The organism is Pseudomonas sp. M5A4_2d (assembly GCF_053345295.1).
Genome location: NZ_JBKEZW010000004.1, coordinates 126001 through 149294, shown reverse-complemented (window position 1 = coordinate 149294; position 23294 = coordinate 126001). Strand labels below are relative to the sequence as shown.

22 protein-coding genes are annotated in these 23294 nt (G+C 60.3%); 7 read left to right on the top strand and 15 right to left on the bottom strand.

Annotation, left to right across the window (positions count from 1 at the left end; all coding sequences use genetic code 11):
- The first annotated feature begins 3 nt into the window (after positions 1-3).
- A complete protein-coding gene (locus tag ACLBW8_RS13725) occupies positions 4-3165 on the top strand; it encodes an efflux RND transporter permease subunit (RefSeq protein ID WP_447805572.1) in 3162 nt (1053 codons plus the stop codon).
- Positions 3162-4619 carry an AdeC/AdeK/OprM family multidrug efflux complex outer membrane factor gene (gene adeC, locus ACLBW8_RS13720; RefSeq protein ID WP_064451239.1) on the top strand — a complete coding sequence of 486 codons (1458 nt, stop codon included), beginning with the start codon at positions 3162-3164 and terminating at the stop codon, positions 4617-4619. Before ACLBW8_RS13725 ends, adeC begins: the two co-directional genes overlap by 4 nt.
- An 83-nt stretch (positions 4620-4702) precedes the next feature.
- On the opposite strand, the gene ACLBW8_RS13715 is transcribed toward adeC, so the two are convergent.
- Entirely contained in the window at positions 4703-5155 is a 453-nt protein-coding gene (locus tag ACLBW8_RS13715) for a hypothetical protein (RefSeq protein ID WP_447805571.1), read from the bottom strand.
- Positions 5156-5405: 250 nt separating this feature from the next.
- Between ACLBW8_RS13715 and ACLBW8_RS13710 the strand changes: the two genes are divergently transcribed.
- Positions 5406-6656 carry an OprD family porin gene (locus ACLBW8_RS13710; RefSeq protein WP_064451237.1) on the top strand — a complete coding sequence of 417 codons (1251 nt, stop codon included), beginning with the start codon at positions 5406-5408 and terminating at the stop codon, positions 6654-6656.
- Between the two features lie 83 nt (positions 6657-6739).
- Entirely contained in the window at positions 6740-7630 is an 891-nt protein-coding gene (locus ACLBW8_RS13705) for a polysaccharide deacetylase family protein (protein WP_262667254.1), read from the top strand.
- A gap of 60 nt (positions 7631-7690) precedes the next feature.
- Here the strand turns inward: ACLBW8_RS13705 and pcaC are convergent, their stop codons facing one another.
- The 11 genes from pcaC to pcaR form a co-directional block, all read right to left on the bottom strand.
- A complete protein-coding gene (gene pcaC, locus ACLBW8_RS13700) occupies positions 7691-8089 on the bottom strand; it encodes a 4-carboxymuconolactone decarboxylase (protein ID WP_064451235.1) in 399 nt (132 codons plus the stop codon).
- A gap of 10 nt (positions 8090-8099) precedes the next feature.
- Positions 8100-8891, bottom strand: a complete 792-nt coding sequence (pcaD, locus tag ACLBW8_RS13695) for a 3-oxoadipate enol-lactonase (RefSeq protein ID WP_064451234.1) — start codon at positions 8889-8891, stop codon at positions 8100-8102.
- Positions 8892-8901: 10 nt separating this feature from the next.
- A complete protein-coding gene (locus tag ACLBW8_RS13690) occupies positions 8902-10266 on the bottom strand; it encodes a 3-carboxy-cis,cis-muconate cycloisomerase (protein WP_447805570.1) in 1365 nt (454 codons plus the stop codon).
- A 10-nt stretch (positions 10267-10276) separates the two neighbouring features.
- Positions 10277-11572 (bottom strand): MFS family transporter, encoded by a 1296-nt coding sequence (locus tag ACLBW8_RS13685; RefSeq protein WP_262667251.1) that lies wholly within the window; start codon positions 11570-11572, stop codon positions 10277-10279.
- A 168-nt stretch (positions 11573-11740) separates the two neighbouring features.
- On the bottom strand, positions 11741-12307 hold the full coding sequence (gene pcaG / locus ACLBW8_RS13680) for a protocatechuate 3,4-dioxygenase subunit alpha (RefSeq protein WP_064451231.1): 567 nt from the start codon (positions 12305-12307) through the stop codon (positions 11741-11743).
- A gap of 1 nt (position 12308) precedes the next feature.
- The gene (gene pcaH / locus ACLBW8_RS13675; protein WP_064451230.1) at positions 12309-13013 is read right to left on the bottom strand and encodes a protocatechuate 3,4-dioxygenase subunit beta; all 705 of its coding nucleotides are present in this window, start codon (positions 13011-13013) and stop codon (positions 12309-12311) included.
- Positions 13014-13030: 17 nt separating this feature from the next.
- A complete protein-coding gene (gene pcaF, locus ACLBW8_RS13670; protein WP_208604464.1) occupies positions 13031-14236 on the bottom strand; it encodes a 3-oxoadipyl-CoA thiolase in 1206 nt (401 codons plus the stop codon).
- The gene (locus tag ACLBW8_RS13665; protein WP_447805569.1) at positions 14233-15012 is read right to left on the bottom strand and encodes a CoA-transferase subunit beta; all 780 of its coding nucleotides are present in this window, start codon (positions 15010-15012) and stop codon (positions 14233-14235) included. The genes pcaF and ACLBW8_RS13665 overlap by 4 nt, the downstream gene beginning before the upstream one ends.
- The gene (locus ACLBW8_RS13660; RefSeq protein ID WP_064451227.1) at positions 15012-15869 is read right to left on the bottom strand and encodes a CoA transferase subunit A; all 858 of its coding nucleotides are present in this window, start codon (positions 15867-15869) and stop codon (positions 15012-15014) included. The genes ACLBW8_RS13665 and ACLBW8_RS13660 overlap by 1 nt, the downstream gene beginning before the upstream one ends.
- A gap of 281 nt (positions 15870-16150) precedes the next feature.
- Positions 16151-17491: an MFS transporter gene (locus ACLBW8_RS13655; protein ID WP_064451226.1), complete on the bottom strand. Its 1341-nt coding sequence runs from the start codon at positions 17489-17491 to the stop codon at positions 16151-16153.
- 146 nt (positions 17492-17637) lie between these two features.
- Positions 17638-18480: a pca regulon transcriptional regulator PcaR gene (pcaR, locus tag ACLBW8_RS13650; protein ID WP_128586809.1), complete on the bottom strand. Its 843-nt coding sequence runs from the start codon at positions 18478-18480 to the stop codon at positions 17638-17640.
- A gap of 571 nt (positions 18481-19051) precedes the next feature.
- Here pcaR and ACLBW8_RS13645 point away from each other — a divergent pair.
- Both ACLBW8_RS13645 and ACLBW8_RS13640 read left to right on the top strand, forming a co-directional pair.
- Positions 19052-19252 (top strand): hypothetical protein, encoded by a 201-nt coding sequence (locus ACLBW8_RS13645; RefSeq protein ID WP_003172389.1) that lies wholly within the window; start codon positions 19052-19054, stop codon positions 19250-19252.
- A gap of 334 nt (positions 19253-19586) precedes the next feature.
- A complete protein-coding gene (locus ACLBW8_RS13640; protein ID WP_064451224.1) occupies positions 19587-21062 on the top strand; it encodes an inorganic phosphate transporter in 1476 nt (491 codons plus the stop codon).
- Positions 21063-21213: 151 nt separating this feature from the next.
- On the opposite strand, the gene ccoM is transcribed toward ACLBW8_RS13640, so the two are convergent.
- From ccoM to ACLBW8_RS13625, 3 genes are all read right to left on the bottom strand, one after another.
- A complete protein-coding gene (gene ccoM, locus ACLBW8_RS13635; protein WP_301280094.1) occupies positions 21214-21330 on the bottom strand; it encodes a cytochrome c oxidase subunit CcoM in 117 nt (38 codons plus the stop codon).
- 143 nt (positions 21331-21473) lie between these two features.
- Complete coding sequence (locus tag ACLBW8_RS13630; RefSeq protein ID WP_017137225.1) at positions 21474-21635, bottom strand: hypothetical protein; 162 nt, start codon at positions 21633-21635, stop codon at positions 21474-21476.
- Positions 21636-21736: 101 nt separating this feature from the next.
- Positions 21737-22222, bottom strand: coding sequence for a lipocalin-like domain-containing protein (locus ACLBW8_RS13625; protein WP_128586814.1), 486 nt, complete (start codon positions 22220-22222; stop codon positions 21737-21739).
- A 160-nt stretch (positions 22223-22382) separates the two neighbouring features.
- On the opposite strand from ACLBW8_RS13625, the gene ACLBW8_RS13620 reads away from it, so the two are divergent.
- The gene (locus ACLBW8_RS13620) at positions 22383-23255 is read left to right on the top strand and encodes a LysR substrate-binding domain-containing protein (protein WP_447805568.1); all 873 of its coding nucleotides are present in this window, start codon (positions 22383-22385) and stop codon (positions 23253-23255) included.
- Positions 23256-23294: the final 39 nt, after the last annotated feature.

The window sequence follows — 23294 nt, the reverse complement described above, 5'->3', positions numbered from 1 at the left end:
TCCATGTCGAAATTTTTTATCGACCGCCCCATTTTCGCCTGGGTTATTGCCCTGGTGATCATGCTGGTCGGGGCACTTTCGATCATGAAGTTGCCCATCAACCAATACCCGGCCATCGCGCCGACCGCCATCGACATCCAGGTGACCTACCCAGGTGCGTCCGCACAAACCGTGCAGGACACCGTGGTTCAGGTCATCGAGCAACAGCTCAACGGTATCGACAACCTGCGTTATGTTTCCTCGGACAGTAACTCCGACGGCAGCATGACCATCACCGTGACGTTCAACCAGGGTACCAACCCGGATATCGCCCAGGTTCAGGTGCAGAACAAGTTGAACCTGGCGACCCCACTGCTGCCGCAAGAAGTGCAGCAGCAGGGTATCCGCGTGACCAAGTCGGTGAAGAACTTCCTGATGGTGATCGGTCTGGTGTCGGAAGACGGCAGCATGACCAAGGACGACCTGTCCAACTACATCGTGTCGAACATCCAGGACCCGATTTCGCGGACCGCGGGTGTAGGTGACTTCCAGGTGTTCGGTTCGCAGTACGCCATGCGTATCTGGCTGGACCCGGGCAAGCTGAACAACTACCAGCTCACGCCGGTGGATGTGAGCACCGCGATTTCTGCACAGAACGTGCAGGTGGCTACCGGCCAACTGGGCGGCCTGCCTGCCCTGCCCGGCACCCAGCTGAACGCCACTATCATTGGCAAGACCCGCCTGCAGACTGCCGAGCAGTTCGGCAATATCCTGATGAAGGTCAATACCGACGGCTCACAGGTACGCCTGAAGGATGTTGCCCGTATTGAGCTCGGCGGCCAGAACTACAGCATCGCTGCGCAGTTCAACGGCAAGCCGGCTTCCGGTATGGCGATCAAGCTGGCTTCGGGCGCCAACGCCCTCGACACCGGCAAGGCCATCCGCGCCACCGTCGCGTCGCTCGAACCGTTCTTCCCGCCTGGGATGAAGGCGGTGGTGCCGTATGACACCACCCCAGTCGTGACCGAATCGATCTCCGGCGTAGTCGATACCCTGGTCGAAGCGATCGTGCTGGTGTTCCTGGTGATGTTCCTGTTCCTGCAGAACTTCCGCGCGACCATCATCACTACCATGACCGTACCCGTGGTGTTGCTGGGTACCTTCGGGATCCTGGCGGCGTTCGGTTTCACCATCAACACCCTGACCATGTTCGGCATGATCCTGGCCATCGGCTTGCTGGTGGATGACGCCATCGTCGTGGTGGAAAACGTCGAGCGGGTGATGGCCGAGGAGCACCTGTCGCCCAAGGAGGCGACGGTCAAGTCCATGGGCCAGATCCAGGGCGCCCTGGTGGGTATTGCCCTGGTGCTGTCGGCGGTTCTGTTGCCGATGGCGTTCTTCGGTGGTTCCACCGGTGTGATTTACAAACAGTTCTCCATCACCATCGTTTCGGCCATGGCGTTGTCGGTACTGGTTGCGCTGATCTTCACCCCGGCCTTGTGCGCCACCATGCTCAAGCCGATCGACCCGGAAAAACACGGCCAACCCAAGCGTGGTTTCTTCGGCTGGTTCAACCGCACCTTCGACCGTGGCGTACTGAGCTACGAGCGCGGCGTGGGTAACATGATCAAGCACAAGATCCCGGCGTTCCTGGTGTACGCACTGATCATCGCCGGCATGATCTGGCTGTTCATGCGCATCCCTGCGGCGTTCCTGCCCGATGAAGACCAGGGCGTGATCTTTGCCCAGGTGCAGACGCCGGTAGGTTCCACGGCTGAACGTACGCAAAAAGTCATCGACGATATGCGTGCATTCCTGCTCAACGACAAGGAAGGCGAGCCGGGCGAAGGCAAAGGCGTGAAATCGGTGTTTACCGTAAACGGCTTCAACTTCGCCGGTCGTGGCCAAAGTTCGGGCCTGGCCTTTGTGATGCTCAAGCCGTGGGGCGAGCGTGACGCTTCCAACTCGGTGTTCGAGATCGCCAAGCGCGCCCAGGGCTACTTCATGCAGACCTTCAAGGACGCCATGGTATTTGCCATCGTTCCGCCGTCTGTACTGGAACTGGGTAACGCCACCGGCTTCGACGTGTTCCTGCAAGACCAGGGCGGTGTCGGCCACGATAAATTGATGGCGGCGCGTAACCAGTTCCTGGGTATGGCAGCACAAAGCAAGATTCTGGCAGGTGTGCGCCCCAACGGCGTGAACGATGAGCCGCAGTACGAGCTCACCGTCGACGACGAGAAGGCCAGTGCCCAAGGCATCACCCTGTCGAACATCAACCAGACCCTGGCGATCGCCCTGGGTGGCAGCTATGTCAACGACTTCATCGACCGCGGTCGGGTGAAGAAGGTGTACGTGCAAGGTGAAGCCGCCAGCCGCATGTCGCCTGAAGACCTGAACAAATGGTACGTGCGTAGCGACTCCGGGAAGATGGTGCCGTTGTCCGCCATCGCTTCGGGCAAGTGGATCTTCGGTTCGCCGAAACTCTCGCGCTACAACGGTGTTGCGGCGATGGAAGTCCTCGGTACGCCGGCGCCGGGCTACAGTACCGGTGACGCCATGGCCGAAGTCGAACGTATTGCCAAGCAACTGCCGGCAGGTGTCGGCTATGCGTGGACCGGCCTGTCGTATGAAGAACGCCTGTCCGGCTCCCAGGCACCTGCGCTGTACGCCTTGTCGCTGCTGGTGGTGTTCCTCTGCCTCGCTGCACTGTACGAAAGCTGGTCGATCCCGATCGCAGTGATCCTGGTAGTGCCGCTGGGGGTTGTGGGTGCGTTGATGGCGACCAGCATGCGCGGGTTGTCCAACGACGTGTTCTTCCAGGTGGGCCTGTTGGTGACGGTGGGCTTGGCGGCGAAAAACGCCATCCTGATCGTGGAGTTTGCCAAAGAGCTCCACGAACAGGGCAAAGGCATCGTCGAGGCGGCCATCGAGGCGTCCCGCATGCGTCTGCGGCCGATCATCATGACCTCCATGGCGTTCGTCCTCGGCGTATTGCCACTGGCGATCTCCACCGGCGCCGGCTCAGGCAGCCAGCATGCCATCGGTACCGGCGTAATTGGCGGTATGATCACCGCCACCGTCCTGGCGATCTTCTGGGTCCCACTGTTCTTCGCGACCGTATCGGCCGCGGGCGAACGTAAAAAGACGGTTACTACTGAAACTCCTAAAGAGGCTGGCCAATGAGCAAGTCGCTACTTTCCCTAGCCGTCACGGCATTCGTGCTCAGTGGCTGCTCGCTGATACCTGACTATCAGCGCCCCGAAGCGCCGGTGGCTGCTCAGTTCCCGCAGGGGCCGGCGTATTCGTCGGCCCAGGCGCCGGGCCAGGCCGCTGCCGAGCAGGGCTGGAAGCAGTTTTTCCATGACCCTGCCCTGCAACAGCTGATCCAGACCGCGCTGGTGAACAACCGTGACCTGCGGGTCGCGGCCCTGAACATCGACGCCTATGCGGCGCAATACCAGATCCAGCGTGCCGACCTGTTCCCGGCCGTATCGGCAACCGGCAGCGGCAGCCGTTCGCGCACCCCGGCCAAACTGTCGCAGACCGGCGAATCGACCATTGCCAGCCAATACTCGGCTGGCCTGGGGATCAGCTCGTATGAGCTGGACCTGTTCGGCCGCGTGCGCAGCCTGAGTGAAGAAGCGCTGCAAAAGTACTTCGCCACTGAAGAAGCACGTCGCAGCACTCAGATCAGCCTGGTGGCCAGCGTGGCCAACGCCTACCTGACCTGGCAGGCCGACAAGGAACTGCTCAAGCTGACCCAGGACACCCTGGGCGCATTCGAGCAGAGCTACAAGCTCACCACGCGCAGCAACGAAGTCGGCGTGGCCTCGGCCCTCGACCTCAGCCAAGCGCGCACCTCGGTGGAAAATGCCCGCGTGCAATTGGCGCGTTACACCCGCCAGGTGGCTCAGGACGAAAACAGCCTGACCCTGCTGCTGGGCACCGGCCTGCCGGCGAATATCGCCAGCAAGCCGCTGTCGGATGACCTGCTCAGCGAAGTGCCGGCCGGGTTGCCCTCCGACCTGCTGCAACGTCGTCCCGACATTGTGCAGGCCGAGTACAACCTCAAGGCTGCCAACGCCAATATCGGCGCGGCCCGCGCTGCGTTCTTCCCAAGCATCAGCCTGACCGCCAGCGCCGGCACTGCAAGCCCGACCCTGGGCGGCCTGTTCAAAGGCGGCTCGGGTACCTGGTCGTTCGCCCCGCAGATCAACATCCCGATCTTCAACGCCGGTAGCCTGCGCGCAAGCCTGGACTACTCGAAGATCCAGAAAGAGATCAACGTGGCCAACTACGAGAAGGCGATTCAGACCGGCTTCCAGGAAGTCTCCGACGGCCTCGCCGCGCGTGAGACCTACAAGCAGCAACTGGATGCCCAGCGTGGTTTTGTCGCCGCCAACCAGGATTACTACCGCCTGGCCGAGCGTCGCTACCGCATTGGTGTCGACAGCAACCTGACCTTCCTCGACGCCCAACGCCAACTGTTCAGTGCCCAGCAATCGCTGATCACCGACCGCTTGGCGCAGCTGAACAGCGAGGTCAACCTGTACAAGGCCCTCGGCGGTGGCTGGAATGAGCAGACCGCGAAGAACGAGCCGTTGAAAGAAGAAGCACCGGCACTGAAGTTGTTCTGATAGTGCTGTTGTGAAAAAAACCGCTTCCCTCACAGGAAGCGGTTTTTTTATATCCCGACATTTTGGTCATCATCCGAATGAGCCTATGTACTGACCTGAAGCATCGAGCACTTGATCTCCATCTCTTTGCCCTGTTTGTCATCCCAACCGATCGAGAAGCTGACATTGATCGATGTCTTGCCGGCTTTGTCGGTGTAAATGTTATTGACGTCTAAATTGCCCCAATAAATGCTGGGGAGATGCTCAACGTAGCCTTCCAAACCAAAGCTGGCCCGTACAGGCAAGGATTTCGGACCGATGGGATACGTCATTCCCGGTTTCAACAGGAGCTGATCGGCTTCAAGGGTCAATTCATTTCTCGAGCCAGGGCTGTCTTCAATCCCCAAGCGAATGCGCAGCTGATAGCCCTCGATATAGGACTCCAACTCAAGGTTATCGAAGTTAATCGGAATCGGCTTCTTGTGCCGAATGATCAAGCTCGCGTCGAACTCATCCGAAGACGTTAAACACTTACCCATATATGATCCAAAGTTCATGACCTCTTCTCCCTTAAACCCCTGGAAAGCAACTGCTACCGCCTCGAAAATAGGCGCTTGAATGCCAAGTTTCTACTGTCAAACCTGACAGTAGACAGCCGCCCCGGTACGCCAGAAGCTGACGAGTTGACGCAGCACAATTACGTTCGATCATCGCCCACAACCCGCCCTCCCCCACTTTCATCGCCCCCACACCGCCAAGCACCATGGCCGGCACCTGCATAACCCCAATAACAACAGGTCCAACGCCATGAGCACTTTCCACCCGCGCCAGCTATTGCTGGCGACCGCTGTCGCCAGTCTTGCCCTTCCCGTGGTCGCCGAGGAACACGGCTTTCTCGAAGACGCCAGCGCCAACCTCAACGTGCGCAACTTCTTCTTCAACCGCAATTACACCAACCCGACCAAAACCCAGGGCGGCGCGCAGGAATGGACGCAAAGTTTCATCCTCGACGCCAAGTCCGGCTTTACTCAGGGCACAGTGGGTTTCGGGCTGGACGTGCTGGGTTTGTACTCACAAAAGCTTGATGGCGGGCGCGGCACCGGCGGCACCCAGTTGTTGCCGCTGGACCACGACGGTCGCCCGGCGGATAACTTCGGGCGACTCGGCGTTGCCTTCAAAACGCGGATTTCCAAGACCGAACTGAAGGTCGGCGAGTGGATGCCGGTGCTGCCTATCCTGCGCGCCGACGACGGCCGTTCCCTGCCGCAAACCCTGCGCGGCGGGCAGATCACCTCAAGGGAAATTGCCGGCCTGACCCTCTATGGCGGCCAGTTCCGGGCCAACAGCCCGCGCGACGACAGCAGCATGTCGGACATGTCGATGTCCGGCAAAGCCGCTTTCACCTCCGACCGTTTCAACTTCCAGGGCGGCGAATACGCATTCAACGACAAGCGCACCCAAATCGGCGTGTGGAACGCCCAGCTCAAGGACATCTACCGCCAGCAATACATCAACCTGACCCACAGCCAGCCCATCGGCGACTGGACCCTGGGCGCCAATCTGGGGTTTTTCTATGGCACGGATGACGGCAGCGCCCGCGCAGGTGACCTGGACAACAAAACCTGGTCCGGCCTGTTTTCGGCCCGCTACGGGGGCAACACGTTCTACGTCGGCCTGCAAAAACTCACCGGCAACAGTGCGTGGATGCGCGTCAACGGCACCAGCGGTGGCACCCTGGCCAACGACAGTTACAACTCCAGCTACGACAACGCCCAGGAGAAATCCTGGCAAGTGCGCCACGACTACAACTTCGCCGCCCTCGGCGTACCGGGCCTGACGCTGATGAACCGCTATATCAGCGGCAGCAACGTGCACACCGGCACCATCACCGACGGCAAGGAATGGGGCCGCGAGAGCGAATTGGGCTACACCGTGCAAAGCGGTGCGCTCAGGGACCTCAACGTACGCTGGCGCAATTCCACGATGCGCAGGGACTACAGCAACAACGAGTTCGACGAAAACCGGTTGATCGTCAGCTACCCGATAAGTCTGCTGTAAACCGGCGCCAAACTTACTGTATGGTTCGCGCCTGCCGCTGCTGATCCGCCCAGCAGCGGCCTCCATTCGAGCCCGTGCACACCATGAAATCTTTCGCCATCGCAATCGCCCTGGCGCTGAGCCTCAGCGGCTGTATTGGTGCGCCCATCGCCTTGACGCCGCAGACCGCCGAGCGTCTGCAGGCCCAGGCGCCGATCCGTTTTCTGCTGACCTTCGATGACGGCCCCAGCGCCTCCGGCTATAACAACCCAAGCCGCTCGGTGATGGCTGACCTTGCGAAAAACCCGGTGCTGCCAGGCATCAAGGCGGTGTTCTTCCTGCAGACCGAAGCGTCCCGTTCCGGCGGTAGCCCGCGCGGGCGCAAGACCATGGAACGTGAATACGCCGCCGGGCATGTCCTGGCCTTCCACACAGCCACAGCGTTTCATACCAACCACCGCTGGCTGAATGACGCCGAACTTGAACGCACGCTCACCCAGGGCGCGGCCGACATTGCGTCGATCACCGGTGCCTCACCGGCACTGGTACGCCCGCCCTTCTGGAACTACGACAGGCGCACCTTCAGCGCCTACCAGCGCCACGGCATGCACGTATTGTTGACGGACCTGAGTGCCAATGACGGCAAGATCTGGGGCTTCAACGGCAGCCCGCGTCGCCGCGCGAATTTGTATCGGCAACTGTCGGTGGTACGCGAACGCATCGCCTTGGGCGAACTGCCGACGGTGGACGGCGTGATACCGGTCGTGGTGACCTTCCACGATATCAACCGCTACACCGCGCGGCATATGCAGGAGTACTTACAGATCCTGATGGACAGTGCCCGGATCAACGGCATGAAAACCGCCGCCGAGCCGTTCTACACCGACCCTGCCGTACTGGAACGTGCAGCACTGGCGCGGACGGTGAAGGCTGTAGATGAAGAAGTGCATCTGCCAGGCGTGTGGAATTGGATATGGGACGCCGACTCACACTGACACACTGAAATGCGTGTGGGAGCGGGCTTGCCCGCTCCCACATTTGAGCGCATTTCACATTCAGTTCTGCTGGCGTGACTCGACGCCCAGCTCATCCCACACCGACTCGGCCAGGTGAAACGTCGCGTTCGCCGCCGGGATCCCGCAGTAGATCGCGCTCTGCATCAGCACCTCCTTGATCTCGGCGCGGGTCACGCCATTACTGGCGGCAGCACGTAGATGCAATTTCAACTCTTCACTGCGGTTCATCCCAATCAGCATGGCGATGGTGATCAGGCTGCGGGTATGCCGAGGCAGGCCGGGGCGGGTCCAGATATCACCCCAGGCATGGCGGGTGATCATTTCCTGGAACTCGCTGTTGAACTCGGTCAGGGCATTGAGGCTGCGGTCGACATGGGCATCGCCCAGCACGTCGCGGCGCACTTGCAGGCCATCGGCATAACGTTGTTTCTCGTCCACAAAAAGCTCCTTAGCGGGCCAGCAGGAATTCCAGCACGCGGTTGCTGAAATCAGCGCCGGCCTGAACATTGGACAGGTGCGCCGCGTAGAACTCGGCGTACTCGGCGCCCTTCACCTGCTGCTGGATAAAGTGACCACCGGCTGGCGGGGTGACAGCATCTTCGGTGCCGGCAATGACCAGGGTCGGCACCTGAATTTTCGGTAGTTGCTCACGCAAATCCGCATCGCGCACCGCCGCGCAATTGGCCGCATAACCCTCAGGTGAGGTGGCAGCGAGCATGTCGGTAATCTGCCTGGCCTGGTGCGGGTTAGCGGCGGCGAAATCGGCGGTGAACCAGCGTGCAATTGAAGCATCGCGAAGTGCGACCATCGCTGCCGCGCCATCGCGTAACACCATGTCGATACGTGGGTTCCAGATGTCCGGGGTGCCGATCTTCGCGGCGGTGTTACACACCACCAGGCGCTGCAGGCGGTGACCGGCATTGATGCCCAACCACTGACCGATCAGGCCGCCCATGGACAGCCCGCAAAAATGCGCACGCTGGATATCCAGCGCATCCAGCAGCGCGATCACGTCGCGGCCAAGTTGCTCAATGCTGTAGGGGCCCTTGGTTACCAGGGATTTGCCGTGGCCACGGGTGTCTAGCCGCAGCACCCGAAAATGCTCGGTGAAGGCCGGGATCTGGATGTCCCACATATGCAAGTCAGTGCCCAACGAGTTGGACAGCACCAACACCGGCGCGTCGACCGGACCTTCCAATTGGTAATGCAGTTCGCCCTCGGCGAGTTGTACAAAGGCCACAGCGGTCTCCTTACGCGGTCAATGCAAAATGGTCGGTCACCGCACGGGTGACCCAAGTGTGGGCCTGGCCCAGGTAGTGGGCCGGGTCGAGTAGACGGTCCAGTTCGGCCGCCGACAGCTCCGCGGTGACCTGCGGCTCATCCGCCAGCACCGCGCGCAAATGGCGCCGTTCGGCGACGGCGCGTTTGCAGCATTGTTCCAGCAGGTGGTGCGCGGTCTCGCGCCCCAGGCGCTGGGAAAGCACAATGCTGACGGCTTCGGCCAGCACCAGGCCCTGGGTCAAATCAAGGTTGTGCGCCATACGCTCGGGGTCGACTTCCAATCCTTCGCTGACCAGCAACGCCTGTTTCAAGGCGCCGGACACCAACCGGCAAATCTGCGGCAGGGTTTCCCATTCGGCATGCCAGAGGCCCAAGCTGCGCTCGTGTTCCTGGGGCATGGCACTGAACATCGTCGCCACCAGACCCGGTACACGTGTGGCGGCGCTGATCAGCACAGCCGCGCCGACCGGGTTGCGTTTGTGCGGCATGGTCGACGAGCCACCTTTACCCGGCGCCGACGGCTCGAACACCTCCGCCGCCTCGGTCTGCATCAACAAGCTGATATCACGCCCCACTTTGCCCAGGCTGCCGGCGATCAAGCCGAGCACGCTGGCGAATTCCACCAGTCGGTCACGTTGGGTGTGCCAGGGTTGCTCGGGCACGCTCAGTTGCAACTCAGCCGCCAAGGCTTCGGCGACGGGCATGGCGTGTTCGCCGAGCGCCGCCAGGGTTCCTGACGCACCGCCGAACTGCAGCACCAGCAAGCGTGGTTTCAGTTCGACAAGGCGCTGACGACTGCGCGTCACTGCGCCCAGCCAACCGGCAATTTTCATCCCCAGCGTCACCGGTGTGGCGTGCTGCAACCAGGTACGGCCGGCCAACGGCACCTGCGCATAACGCTGGGCTTGAACAGCAAGCACCTCGCCCAATTGCGCCAGGTCCGTTTCGATCAACCCCACCGCGCGCCGCAATTGCAGGACCAGGCCGGTGTCCATCACGTCCTGGCTGGTCGCGCCCAAATGCACATAACGCTCGGCCCCTGCGTCTTCAATGGCAATCAATTTGCCCAGCGCCTTCACCAGCGGAATCGCTGAATTGCCCGCCGTGGCAATCGCCACGCCGAGGGCATCCACGTCATACAAAGACGCCAGGCACGCCTGGGCAATCGGTGCAACGGCGGCCTGCGGAATCAACCCGACCCGGGCCTGCGCCCGGGCCAGTGCCGCTTCGAAATCCAGCATGCCCTGCAAACGCCCCTGATCGCAGAACACCTCGGCCATGCTGTCAGCGGTGAAGTAAGCGTCGAACAGTTGATTGCTCGTGCGCAGTGTCATAACTCATCCCTTACAGATCGTGATGCAGGTACGCCGCCTCTTTCGGCAGGCGCAAGCTGAACAGGAAGGCCACCGCCATCATCGCGGTGACGTACCAATAGAAAGTGTTTTCCATGCCGATGGACTTCAGGCTCAGCGCGACGACTTCCGCCGAACCGCCGAACACCGCATTCGCCACCGCATAGGCCAGGCCCACGCCCAACGCACGCACCTGGGGCGGGAACATCTCCGCTTTGACCAGGCCGCTGATGGAGGTGTAGAAGCTGACAATCGCCAGGGCCAGGGTGATCAGCACAAAGGCCAGGAACGGGCTGGTGACAGTTTTCAAGGTCAGCAGGATCGGTACGGTGAACAGGGTGCCAAGGCCAGCAAACCAGAGCATCGAATTACGTCGGCCGATCTTGTCCGCCAACATGCCGAACAGCGGTTGCATGCACATATACAGGAACAGCGCGCCGGTCATGATGTAGCTCGACGTCTTCGCGTGCATGCCCACGGTGTTGACCAAATACTTCTGCATGTAAGTGGTGAACGTGTAGAAAATCAGCGAGCCGCCGGCGGTGTAGCCCAGCACCGTCACGAACGCTTTACCGTGGTCGCGAAACAGCGCGACGATACTGCCGGCGTCCTTGTCCTGACGCATTTCCTTGCTGGTGGTTTCTTTGAGCGTGCGACGCAGCAGCAGGGAGATTACCGCGGCAATCGCGCCGATCACGAACGGAATCCGCCAGCCCCAGGCGCGCAATTCGTCTTCAGTGAGGACTTGTTGCAGGATCACCACCACCAGCACCGCCAGTAATTGGCCGCCGATCAGCGTCACGTATTGGAACGAAGCGAAGAAGCCACGCTGGCCCTTGAGTGCAACTTCACTCATGTAGGTTGCCGTGGTGCCGTATTCGCCACCCACTGACAACCCCTGGAACAGCCGTGCTACCAGCAGCAAGGCCGGGGCCCAGGCGCCAATGTCTTTGTAAGTGGGCAAAAAGGCGATGACCAGGGAGCCGGCGCACATCATCAGCACCGAGATCATCATCGAGTTTTTGCGCCCGTGCTTGTCGGCCACCCGGCCAAACAGCCAGCCGCCGATAGGCCGCATCAGGAACCCGGCGGCGAACACGCCGGCGGTGTTGAGCAGTTGGACCGTTGGGTCGTCCGACGGAAAAAACGCCGGTGCGAAGTAAATGGCGCAGAACGCGTAGACGTAGAAGTCGAACCATTCGACGAGGTTGCCGGAGGAAGCACCGACAATCGCAAAAATCCGTTTGCTGCGTTCTTCTCCGGTGTAGTGACTCGTTTTTGTTGTCATGTTTTTTCACTCAGTGGGAACGGTTATAGCCTAGACATACTTTGCAACAACCATGTTCCGCAAGCAGACTTTTGGATATCGGTTGCCGCAAAGGGCCTCATCGCGAGCAAGCCCGGCTCCCACATACCTGTGGGAGCTGGCCTACCTGCGATGGGCCCTCAAGCCGACTCAGTAGTCGAAGAACACCGTTTCCTTATCCGTGCCCTGCAAAATCACATTCCACTGATGCACACCGTTTGCATCCGCCTTGGCTATCAAGGTACTGCGCCGCTCTGCCGGCACACACGCCAGCAAAGGGTCATCGCCATTGAGCGCTTCACCCTCAAAATAAATCCGCGTCAGCAAGTGCTTCACCAACCCACGCGCAAACACCAGCACCACCAGGTGCGGCGCCTGGGTGGTGCCCGCGAGCCCCGGCACGCTGCCCGGCTTGATGGTGGTAAACCGAAAACGCCCTTCGGCATCCACCGGCACCCGGCCAAAGCCTTCGAAGTGCGGGTCGACAGCCTTTTCCTGCTCATCCTCCGGGTGGTCGTACTTGCCGGCGGCATTGGCCTGCCAGACTTCGAGCATGGCGTCGTTGACGACATCACCGTTGCCGTCCACCACTTGCCCGCTGATCGCCACGCGCTCGCCCAGTGTCGCGGGCACGGTCAAGTCTTCGCGGTTCAGCCAGGTCAGGCCAATGTGGTAATACGGCCCGACGGTGTGGGACGTGGTCGCATTGAGTGTCATCTCATTTCTCCATCGGCGTGGCGTCGCGGCCGCGCAGGACGATGTCCCAGCGGTAGCCGAGGGCATAGGAAGGAATGGTTTTTTCCAGGTCGAAGCGGGCGATCAAGCGCTGCTTGGCCGAGGTGTCCGGCACACAGTTATAGATCGGGTCATATTCAAGCAAAGGGTCGCCGGGGAAGTACATCTGCGTCACCAGACGGGTCAGCACACTCGGGCCGAACAGCGAAAAGTGGATATGCGCCGGGCGCCACGCATTGTGGTGGTTGCCCCACGGGTAGGCGCCGGGCTTGATGGTCTGGAACTGATACCAACCTTCGGCATCGGTGACGGTGCGCCCGGTGCCGGTGAAGTTCGGGTCCAGCGGCGCGTCGTGTAGGTCACGCTGGTGGTTGTAGCGACCGGCGGCATTGGCCTGCCAGATCTCCACCAGAATGCCCGGTACCGGCAGGCCGTTTTCATCCAGCACGCGGCCATGGATGATGATGCGTTCGCCTTGGGGCTCGCCGTCGTGCTGGGCGGTGAGGTCGTTATCCTTCTCGTTAATCCGCTCGGCGCCGATGGTTGGACCGGTGATTTCCGACAAGGAATGGGGCAGGAACACCAACGGCTTGGACGGCGAACGCAGGTTCGTCGACTGGTAGGCCGGGTGCAGGTAATCCGGTTGAGTGCCCGCTTGCGGGCGCCGATATCCAGGCTTGTCACTCATGGAGCAATCCTCTCTTGTTAGATGCGTTCAATCGCCAGGGCCAGGCCTTGGCCGACGCCCACACACATGGTCGCCAGGCCTTTGCGGCCGCCGGTTTTTTCCAGCTGGTGCAGCGCCGTCAAGACCAAACGCGCGCCGCTCATGCCCAAGGGATGGCCAAGGGCGATGGCGCCGCCGTTCGGGTTCACCTGCGGCGCGTCATCTGCAATACCCAACTCACGCAGTACCGCCAGGCCCTGGCTGGCAAAGGCTTCGTTGAGTTCGATCACGTCAAAGTCGGTGACCGCCAGCCCGAGGCGCTCCACCAGTTTGCGTACCGCCGGCACCGGGCCGATGCCCATCACGCGCGGCGCGACACCGGCACTGGCCATGCCCAATACCCGAGCGCGGGCGGTGAGGCCGTGTTTCTTCACCGCTTCGGCCGAGGCCAAAATCAGCGCCGCCGCGCCATCGTTCACGCCGGAAGCATTGCCGGCAGTCACGGTTTTGTCCGGGCCATTCACCGGTTTGAGTTTGGCCAGGGCCTCAAGCGTGGTGTCCGCGCGCGGGTGTTCATCCTGCTCAACAACGGTTTCGCCTTTTTTATGGGCGACGCGCACCGGCACGATTTCTTCAGCGAAGAACCCGGCGGCTTGCGCGACGGCGGTACGTTGCTGGCTGCGCAGGGCAAAGGCGTCCTGGTCGGCGCGTGACACCTTATAGTCGTCAGCGACGTTATCGCCGGTCTGCGGCATGGCATCCACGCCGTATTGGGCCTTCATCAGCGGGTTGATAAAACGCCAGCCGATGGTGGTGTCTTCCAGTTTCATGGCGCGTGAAAAGGCCGCGTCGGCTTTACCCATCACGAACGGTGCGCGTGACATCGACTCGACGCCACCGGCAATCGCCAGCTCCATTTCACCGCTGGCAATGGCGCGAAACGCCGTGCCTATGGCGTCCATGCCCGAAGCGCACAGGCGGTTGAGGGTCACACCCGGAATGCTCTCCGGCAGGCCCGCCAGCAACAGCGCCATGCGCGCGATGTTGCGGTTGTCTTCCCCGGCCTGGTTGGCGCAGCCGAGAAACACCTCATCAACGGCAGTCCAATCCACCGAGGGGTTGCGCTCGACCAATGCCTTGATCGGCAACGCGGCCAAGTCATCGGCGCGTACCGTGGACAAACCACCGCCAAACCGGCCGATGGGCGTGCGGATAGCGTCACAGATAAATACGTCGCGCATCAGGCTTCTCCCGGCGCTTGGCCATGGGCGGCGGCGGTGCGTGCTTCGAGGTCACGCAAGGCGGTGAGTTCTACGTCGGTCGGTTCGGCGGTGGTGCTCACCTGGTCGGCAAACCGAATCGCCCAACCGGTGGCCGCGATCACTTGCTCACGGGTCACGCCCGGGTGCAACGCGGTCACCACAAACTCGTGGCTGCCCTCTTCCGGTTCCATGATGCACAGGTCGGTAATAATCCCGACAGGACCGGCACCCGGCAGGCCCAGGCGTTTGCGCGAATCGCCCCCTTCGCCGTGGCCGACCGACGTGATGAAGTCCAGCTTCTCGACAAACGAACGGGCCGACTGCTTGAGGATGATCAGCACGCTCTTGGCTGAGCCGGCAATCTCCGGCGCGCCACCGGCACCAGGCAGGCGCACTTTGGGATGGTGATAATCGCCGACCACGGTGGTGTTGATATTGCCGAAGCGGTCGACCTGAGCGGCGCCGAGGAAGCCGACGTCAATGCGCCCGCCTTGCAGCCAATAGCGAAAAATCTCACCGGTCGGTACCACGGTGTCAGCGGTTTCCGCCAGTTCGCCATCGCCAATAGACAGGGGCAATACAGACGGCTTGGCACCGATCGGGCCGGATTCGTAGATCAACACCACATCCGGCGACGAGGTCAGGCGCGCCAGGTTGGCGGCCTTGGAGGGCAAGCCAATGCCGACGAAGCACACCGAGCCGTTTTTGAGGCGGCGCGCGGCGGCGACGGTCATCATTTCATTGGTCGAGTAAGCCATTACTTGGCCTCCTGCGCGGCGGCCAGCTTGGCCTGGAATTCACTGAAGTCGGCGGTGCCGTGGATGTATTCGTCGATCCAGGCGGTAAAGGTCCCACGGTCGCGGGCGATCGGGTCCCACGCCTGATAGAAACGATTGTCACGCTCGTTGTAACCGTGGGCGTAGGACGGGTGCGCACCGCCGGGCACGTGGCACACCGCAGTCAGGGCCCAGGTCGGCAGCACACAGCTGTTCATCGGTGCGTTCAAGTCATCGACGATTTCTTCCACCGTGACGATGCAACGCTTGGCCGCCAACGCTGCTTCCTTTTGCACGCCGAGAATGCCCCAGAGCAACACGTTACCTTTGCGGTCGGCCTTTTGGGCGTGGATCACGGTGATGTCCGGACGTACCGACGGCACCGCCGCCAGCACTTCGCCGGTGAACGGGCAGGTCACGGTTTTGATCAACGGGTTGACCTTGGGCAGGTCGGAACCGGCGTAGGCGCGCAGTACCGCGAACGGCAGGCCCGAGGCACCGGCGACGTAGGCATTGGCCAGGTCGGCATGGCTGTGTTCTTCGATCTCCAACGGTTGCGGCCATTGCTTCTCGACGGCGTCGCGCAGGCGATGCAGGGAACCCACACCCGGGTTGCCGCCCCAGGAGAAAATCAACTTGCGAGCGCAGCCGGCGCCGATCAACTGGTCGTAGATCAGGTCAGGCGTCATACGCACCAGCGTCAGGTCTTTCTTGCCCTGACGAATGATTTCATGACCCGCTGCGGTAGGGATCAGGTGAGTAAAGCCTTCCAGTGCGACGGTATCGCCGTCGTTCACGAATTGCTTCACGGCGTCACGCAGCGCGAGAATTTCAGCCATGGGGTTGGGCTCCCGGTGTGGATCGAAAAAGGCGCTGAGGTGGCGCCGAAGTGCCTGAAGGTTAAGCCGGGGCAATGGGCCGAACAATCCGATAATCGACTCAGTGTTCGATTATCGAACGGATTGTTGTCTAGCTAATCTTTTCTGAAAAACAGCCCTTCGCCCGTCGGCGCGGTCTATGTGGGAGCTGGCTTGTCCGCGATTGCATCGATTCGGCTCACCTGTGGACCGTGTCGTTTGCATCGCCGGCAAGCCAGTTCCCACAAGAATGGCGACCATCCTTATGTGGCATCCGCATGGCTGACCATGCCTTTGATCACCACTGCGGCTGTGGCCAGTGCGGCCGGGATCACCAGTGCCGTCAGCACTTGCTCGAAGTTCCAGCCCAGGCCCAGCAACGTGGCGCCCATCCACGCGCCGAGGATCGCGCCGAAGCGGCCGATGCCGAGCATCCACGACACGCCCGTGGCGCGGCCCTGGGTCGGGTAGAAGCGTGCGGCCAGGGATGGCATTGCCGATTGCGCACCGTTGACACACATCCCGGCGATCAGCACCAAGGTCGCCAGCAGTGTGATATTGCCCAGGCTCTGCCCTACCGCGTAGGCAAACACCCCGGCAAGCAGATAGAAAATGCCGATGACTTTGTGCGGATTGAACCGGTCCATTGCCCAGCCCACACCCACCGCACTCAGTACCCCTCCGAACTGGAACAATGCACCGATAAATGCGGCCTGTTCCATGCTGGCGCCACTGTCGCGCATCAAGGTTGGCAGCCAACTGGTCAACAGGTAAACAATCACCAGGCCCATGAAGTAGGTAAGCCACAGCAACAAGGTGCCGGCGCTGTAGGTGCCGGAAAAGATCACCGCAAACACGTTGCGGGCCTTGACGGTTTTTTGCTCGGGCACGCTGAAACTACTGGCCTGGGCGACAAGGCTGGGCTCAATGGGTGACAAGGCCTTGCGCACTCGGTCGGTGCCGCGATTGCGCACCACCAGGTAGCGCGCCGACTCCGGCAGCCACACCAGCAGCACCACCGCCAGGATCAATGGCAGGATGCCGCCGATCAGCAGCAAACTATGCCAGCCGAACGCCGGGATCAGCTTGGCCGAGATAAACCCGCCACCGGCCATGCCCAGGTTGAATCCACAGAACATGCTGGTCACCAGCAGCGATTTATGGCGCTCGGGAGTGTATTCGGAGAGCAACGTAGTGGCGTTCGGCATACCCGCGCCCAGGCCCAGGCCGGTCAGGAAGCGCAACACCAGCAACTGATCGACATTAGCGCTGTAGGCCGAAGCCAAACTGAACGCGCCAAATACCAGGACCGCACTTACCAACACGACTTTGCGGCCGAAACGGTCAGCCAGCGGGCCGGAACCGAGTGCGCCGAACACCATGCCGATCAACGCAGCACTCATCACCGGGCCGAGGCTGGCGCGGTCGATGCCCCAGTCCTGGGACAGCGCGGGCGCAATAAACCCCATGGCGGCGGTGTCGAGGCCATCAAGGAACACAATCAGGAAACACAGGATCACCACGCGCCATTGATAGCGCGACAGCGGCTGGGCATTGATAAAGGACTGCACGTCCAGGTTAATACCGACAGAAGGCTGATTCATTATTGTTATTTCCACACCGATGGCGGGCTGACGACCTGGGGCCGTCATTATTATTGGGGCGACGCTGATAGCGCTGCCGCACATTAATAAGCCTTGGGAAACACCGTCAATTGATCAAGCCTGGATCTGTGCGGTCACCGAACACCTTAGGCAAACAGTTGCGCACTTAACTCGCGACTGGCACTGAGCATACTCGGCAGGAAACGCTGCTCCAGCTCACTGCGGCTGACCCGCCCGGCGTGAGTGCTGACATTGAGCGCGGCCAACACCTGGCCAGAGGCGTCATACACCGGCACGGCGATGGAGCGCAGGCCCTGCTCCAGTTCCTGGTCAACGATGCACCAGCCTTGCTGACGCACTTGTTGCAGGCACTCGAACAACGCTTCGGGGGTGGTCAGGGTACGGCTGGTCTTGGTGTGCAGCTCGGCGTGGTCGAGGTAGTCCTGCAGCGAGGCGTCATCCAGCGCCGCGAGCAGGATTCGGCCCATGGAGGTGCAATAGGCCGGCAAGCGCCCGCCAACCGACAGGTCCACGGAAATCAGGCGCTGAGTGGTGGCGGAACGCGCGATATAAAGGATGTCGTCGCCTTCCAGTGTCGCCATGTTGCAGGCTTCGTGCAGTTGCTCGCTCATGCGGTCCAGATACGGCTGGGCCGACACGGCCAGTGGCGTGGACGACAAATAGGCATGGCCCAGGGTCAAGACTTTGGGCAACAGCGAATAGGTGCGCCCATCGGTGGTGGCATAACCGAGCTTGATCAAGGTGTGCAGGCAACGACGCACTGCGGCACGGGGGATTTCGGTACGGTGGCTGATCTGGGCAATGGTCAGGTGGCGCTTGCGCTCCTGAAACGCCTGGACCACGGCCAGGCCACGGGCCAGGGAGGTCATGAAGTCCGGATCACCGGTAAACGCCTGGATGCGCTTGGCCGGTGAAGCCACGATCGGCGGCGCCACTGACGCGAAGGAGTTGCGCAATTGATCGTTCATTTCAGGGTCCTTTCTCTTATTTTCAACCGCTGGGAGGTTTGGCCGCTATTACAAGCCGCGCCAGCCGGTATGTACAAGGCGCCACCGGCAACATTGGGCGATTATCGGACGATCATGCGATTATCGCAATTTGGTGGGCGCGCGCGGGTAAGCCCCGACACCCCAAGTTTAGGGTTTGTCTGATAGCGCCATAAAGTTCGAGTATTCATGCTGACATTTAGAAACGTGCACATTGATGACGGCGCTTTTTGCAAATACCGACGCTCGCATGTAACAAAACCCTCACACAACATTGACGCTTTTTAACTTCATGATGATAGTGTTATTCAAATGCGCCGCTATAATGCAACCTGTGCAGAGGTCAGCCCGGTATCACAATCGGGATTGGAGCTCACCAGGCGATGCCCGTCGCATGCATCACAGGTCACACGTACTCGCTTAAAAGATCTGCCCTTTGGCCGCCTTTCAAACTTGAATGGTTCTACCGTTCAATTTGAAACACCCCGAGGACGCCTTTCAGGCATGACACTGCACAATCAATAAACTCAACTCATCTCAATTAGGTAACACTGTGACGAAAGACGAACTGCGCGCGGAACTTGAGCGCCAGGAACAACGTTACAAGGACGTTTACGGCGGGGAAGTCACCACCTACGCCGCGCAGCCTGAGCCGGAGCGCAAACCATGGCGCAAGCGCGCCAGTTTGCTGGATCAGGCATTTGCCCAGGAAATCCAAAAGATTGAACAGGAACTCAAAGCCGAAGAGCCCTAAGCACTTCGATCAGAGTCTCCAGGGTCTTGCTGTCTCTGCCGGCCTACCACCGGCGGAGGGCACCTCGCATTGACACGAGACTGGTCAGCGTCCTGCTGCGATCAGCGAAATTTCATACAAATGTTTCAGACATGACGTTTGCATGACAAAACCCCGTCTTTTTGACCCGGCACTTTATAAATCAAAGACTTGCCAAACCCCCGAAAACCCTGGGATGCGCCGCTTTCGCCGATATTTTTTCAATGAAGATTGTTACCGATGAGCAGCTAATGCATCGATTACTGAGGTTTTCTGGCATAATCGCGCCCCCTTACGACCGGGTCAGAAAACCTTCATGATCGATTTATTCAGCGGACTGGATGCTTGGGTTCTAGTGAGCCTGTTGCTCGCCCTTGCCTTTGTCCTCGCCTTCGAGTTCATCAATGGCTTTCATGACACCGCTAACGCGGTGGCCACAGTCATCTATACCAAAGCCATGCCGCCGCACCTGGCCGTGTTCTTCTCCGGGGTGTTCAACTTCCTCGGCGTGTTGCTCGGTGGTGTCGGTGTCGCCTACGCCATCGTGCACTTGCTGCCGGTGGAGTTGCTGATCAATGTGAATACCGGCCATGGCCTGGCCATGGTCTTCTCGTTATTGGCAGCGGCGATCACCTGGAACCTGGGCACCTGGTACTTCGGTATCCCGGCCTCCAGCTCCCACACCCTGATCGGCTCGATCCTCGGTGTCGGCCTGGCCAATGCCCTGATCAACGATATCCCCCTGGCTGACGGTGTGAACTGGCAGAAAGCGGTCGATATCGGTGCCTCCCTGGTGTTCTCGCCGATGGCTGGCTTCCTGGTCGCCGCCCTGGTGCTGCTCGGCCTGAAGTGGTGGCGCCCGCTGTCGAAAATGCACAAGACCCCGGACCAGCGCCGCAAGCTTGACGACAAGAAGCACCCGCCGTTCTGGAACCGCCTGGTGCTGGTGATTTCCGCAATGGCCGTGAGCTTCGTGCACGGTTCCAACGATGGTCAGAAAGGGATCGGCCTGATCATGCTGGTGTTGATCGGTATCGTGCCGGCGCAGTTCGTACTCGACCTGGGCAGCACCACCTACCAGATCGAACGGACTCGCGACGCCACCGTGCATTTGAGCCAGTTCTACCAGCGTAACAACGCCACGCTCGGCGAGTTCCTGGCACTGGGTAAAAGTGTGAAGGACGACCTGCCGGGCAAGTTTCAGTGCAACCCGCAACAGACTGAGCCAACCATCAGCGCGCTGATGGAGACGCTAAAAGGTGTGTCCGACTACCATTCGTTGACCTCCGACCACCGGATTGAAGTGCGCCGCTACCTGCTGTGCCTCGACGACACCGCGAAGAAAGTCGGCAAGCTGCCGGGCCTGGATGCGCGTGAGAAGTCCGACCTCGACAAGCTGCGCAAAGACCTGACCGCCACCACCGAATACGCGCCGTTCTGGGTGATCCTTGCGGTCGCACTGGCCTTGGGCCTGGGCACCATGGTGGGCTGGAAACGTGTGGTGCTGACCATCGGTGAGAAGATCGGCAAGCAGGGCATGACCTATGCCCAGGGCATGTCGGCGCAGATCACCACGGCGAGCATGATTGGCCTGGCCAACATCTTCAGCCTGCCGGTTTCCACGACTCACGTACTGTCTTCCGGCGTTGCCGGCACCATGGTTGCCAATAAAAGCGGTCTGCAAGGCGGCACGGTGAAGACCATTCTGATGGCTTGGGTGTTGACCTTGCCGGCAACCGTAGGCCTGTCAGCCGGGTTGTTCTGGCTAGCTTCAAAGGCGCTGGGTAGTTGATAGCGAACCGTTGAAAAAGAAGGTGCGACCTCAATGAGGATCGCACCTTTTTTTATGCCGTCTATTAATGAGTACGACTAAATTCGATGCAAAAAAAAGGGCGACCGAAGTCGCCCAAAATGCCTTGCGTGCTCATGTAATCCGGAAAGACTTAGGGTTCTTTACGCTTATTCGCGTCTTTCCAGATAAAAATTCCAAACCCTACAAAAAACAGCACCATGAGGCCGACAGTCAGCACCCCGGCAAACACCACATTATCGAAAAACATGACCGGCCTCCTGCTCATGCCCTGTTGCGATAGGGCTAAGTTAATAGAGAAGGCGGATTGGAAAATTGACCGGGATCAATGTCGCCCGCGACGGGGCTTAAAGAAGGGTAATAACTGACCTGCATCAACAGATGCAGGTTGTTTCAACGCTTTTTCGGCTTGTTCTTGGGCTTTTTCTTAACTTTGCCAAGCGGCATCGCCTGCTCAAATGCCTGGCGAACTTCATTCAGGCGCTTGTCATTCAAGTCATGCACACGTTTGGCGCGTTCGGCATTCAGGTCGATCAGTTTGTCGTCTTCACTCATGGCGGGGCTTACGTCGTGGCGGGAATGGCTCAATAATGCGGCCTCTCCCGCTCAACGGCAAATGCCAGGGTAAAAATCCTCGTACTTCCCTCTCCGGGCGCTTATTTATCACGCTCAAACGTAATGATGGAACGTGTAGTCCCCGGCCAATTGGGCATTTGGCGCCACGGCGTCAGCACTTCCAACGTGTCGCCCCGGACCTGAAAATCGCGGCATTGCACCGTCCCCACCCATTCCGGATTCCAGGCAGAATCAACCTCTGTGCACCATTGGTTGCCCTCGACCCGCTCAATACCGGTATAAGCCACCAGCGTGTTCAACAGCACTGATTTTTCTGCGTCAGAAGAGCCGGCTTTTCTTCCCTCACCGGTCAACACGAAAGCCACTCGATGATCTGCGGTAAAAATAACGCGCCCGGAAGGACGGCTGCCCATCGCCGGGATTTTCTCACGGGTATCCTGGGACTCGACCTGATAGCCGACCAGCTTCCAGGCCCCAACCAGCGGTGACTCATTCGCTGCTGCGGCCGCGCAAAGGCCCATTGAAATAGCCAACCCGATCACATTTGCCTTTATAGGGTTTTTCATCGCTCTACCGTCTCAAAAAAAGACACAGAGCTTTGCGCACAGCTGCCCGGGGGGATGTAAGACATATCCCCAAACTACGACAGAGGAATCTGCGGGCGACAAAAGGAAGCATATCGCCCAAAATCGACACATTCCCCACTTACCCTGTAGGCGCACTCAGTTGGCACTGCACAATGACCTTCCGCCGCTGCTGGCCTTGCGTGCTTTTGAGGCGGTGGCGCGGCACTTGAGTTTTATCAAGGCCGCGAATGAGTTGTCGGTAACCCAGAGCGCACTCAGCCACCAAGTGCAAAAGCTCGAACAGCACCTGGGCAAACCGCTGTTTATCCGACGCACCCGTGCAATCGATCTGACCGCCGATGGCCAACGCTACTACGACGAAATCCGCCCCGCCCTCGACGCCATTGCCGCCGCCACCCGCACCCAACGGGTGGCGCCCCGTGCCACGGTGTTGCGTGTCGGCCTGCTGGCATCTTTCGCCACCCTGTGGCTTGCACCGCGCCTGGCCGGGTTTCTCAACCGCTACCCGCATATCCAGGTGGAGTTGCTGCCGGCGATTCAATTAGCCAACGTCGCCGCCGCCGAGGTCGACCTGGCCATCCGTTATGGCAAGGGCGATTGGCCCGATGTGCAAACCACCCGGCTGATGCCTGAAGTGATCTCACCCGTGTGCAGCCCGGCCTTCAAGGCCAACCAGCTGGCCAACGGCGCGCTGTTGATGGCCACCTCGCACCGACCCTTTGAATGGACGGATTGGTCCGCGCATTTCCAAGTCGACCTCAAGCACCATCCGCGCGTGATGTTGCACGACTACAACATCGTGGTCGAAGCCGCCGTGGCCGGCCAGGGCATCGCCATGGGCCGTCACCGCCTGATCGAGCGCAAGCTGGCGGACGGCAGCCTGGTGGAAGCCTTTGAATGGCCGCCCTATCACAGCGAAATCGGCTACTGGCTGATAACCCCCCAAGGCCCCTCCAGCGAATCGGCCGAGTGCTTCAGCCAATGGCTGAAGGAAACCTGCGCCGACGCGTGAGTTATTTCGATACGTCGAGTGAGATCTATCCGTTTGTCG

Bases quoted from the DNA above. Each gene is read 5' to 3' on its own strand.
- pcaH (WP_064451230.1), bottom strand. From the start codon at position 13,013: ATGAGTGACAAGCCTGGATATCGGCGCCCGCAAGCGGGCACTCAACCG.
- ACLBW8_RS13715 (WP_447805571.1), bottom strand. From the start codon at position 5,155: ATGAACTTTGGATCATATATGGGTAAGTGTTTAACGTCTTCGGATGAG.
- ACLBW8_RS13665 (WP_447805569.1), bottom strand. From the start codon at position 15,012: ATGGCTTACTCGACCAATGAAATGATGACCGTCGCCGCCGCGCGCCGC.
- ACLBW8_RS13660 (WP_064451227.1), bottom strand. From the start codon at position 15,869: ATGGCTGAAATTCTCGCGCTGCGTGACGCCGTGAAGCAATTCGTGAAC.
- ACLBW8_RS13655 (WP_064451226.1), bottom strand. From the start codon at position 17,491: ATGAATCAGCCTTCTGTCGGTATTAACCTGGACGTGCAGTCCTTTATC.
- adeC (WP_064451239.1), top strand. From the start codon at position 3,162: ATGAGCAAGTCGCTACTTTCCCTAGCCGTCACGGCATTCGTGCTCAGT.
- ACLBW8_RS13630 (WP_017137225.1), bottom strand. From the start codon at position 21,635: ATGAGTGAAGACGACAAACTGATCGACCTGAATGCCGAACGCGCCAAA.
- ACLBW8_RS13685 (WP_262667251.1), bottom strand. From the start codon at position 11,572: ATGACAACAAAAACGAGTCACTACACCGGAGAAGAACGCAGCAAACGG.
- ACLBW8_RS13725 (WP_447805572.1), top strand. From the start codon at position 4: ATGTCGAAATTTTTTATCGACCGCCCCATTTTCGCCTGGGTTATTGCC.
- ACLBW8_RS13640 (WP_064451224.1), top strand. From the start codon at position 19,587: ATGATCGATTTATTCAGCGGACTGGATGCTTGGGTTCTAGTGAGCCTG.
- ACLBW8_RS13625 (WP_128586814.1), bottom strand. From the start codon at position 22,222: ATGAAAAACCCTATAAAGGCAAATGTGATCGGGTTGGCTATTTCAATG.
- ACLBW8_RS13705 (WP_262667254.1), top strand. From the start codon at position 6,740: ATGAAATCTTTCGCCATCGCAATCGCCCTGGCGCTGAGCCTCAGCGGC.
- ACLBW8_RS13710 (WP_064451237.1), top strand. From the start codon at position 5,406: ATGAGCACTTTCCACCCGCGCCAGCTATTGCTGGCGACCGCTGTCGCC.
- pcaG (WP_064451231.1), bottom strand. From the start codon at position 12,307: ATGACACTCAATGCGACCACGTCCCACACCGTCGGGCCGTATTACCAC.
- ACLBW8_RS13690 (WP_447805570.1), bottom strand. From the start codon at position 10,266: ATGACACTGCGCACGAGCAATCAACTGTTCGACGCTTACTTCACCGCT.
- ccoM (WP_301280094.1), bottom strand. From the start codon at position 21,330: ATGTTTTTCGATAATGTGGTGTTTGCCGGGGTGCTGACTGTCGGCCTC.
- pcaR (WP_128586809.1), bottom strand. From the start codon at position 18,480: ATGAACGATCAATTGCGCAACTCCTTCGCGTCAGTGGCGCCGCCGATC.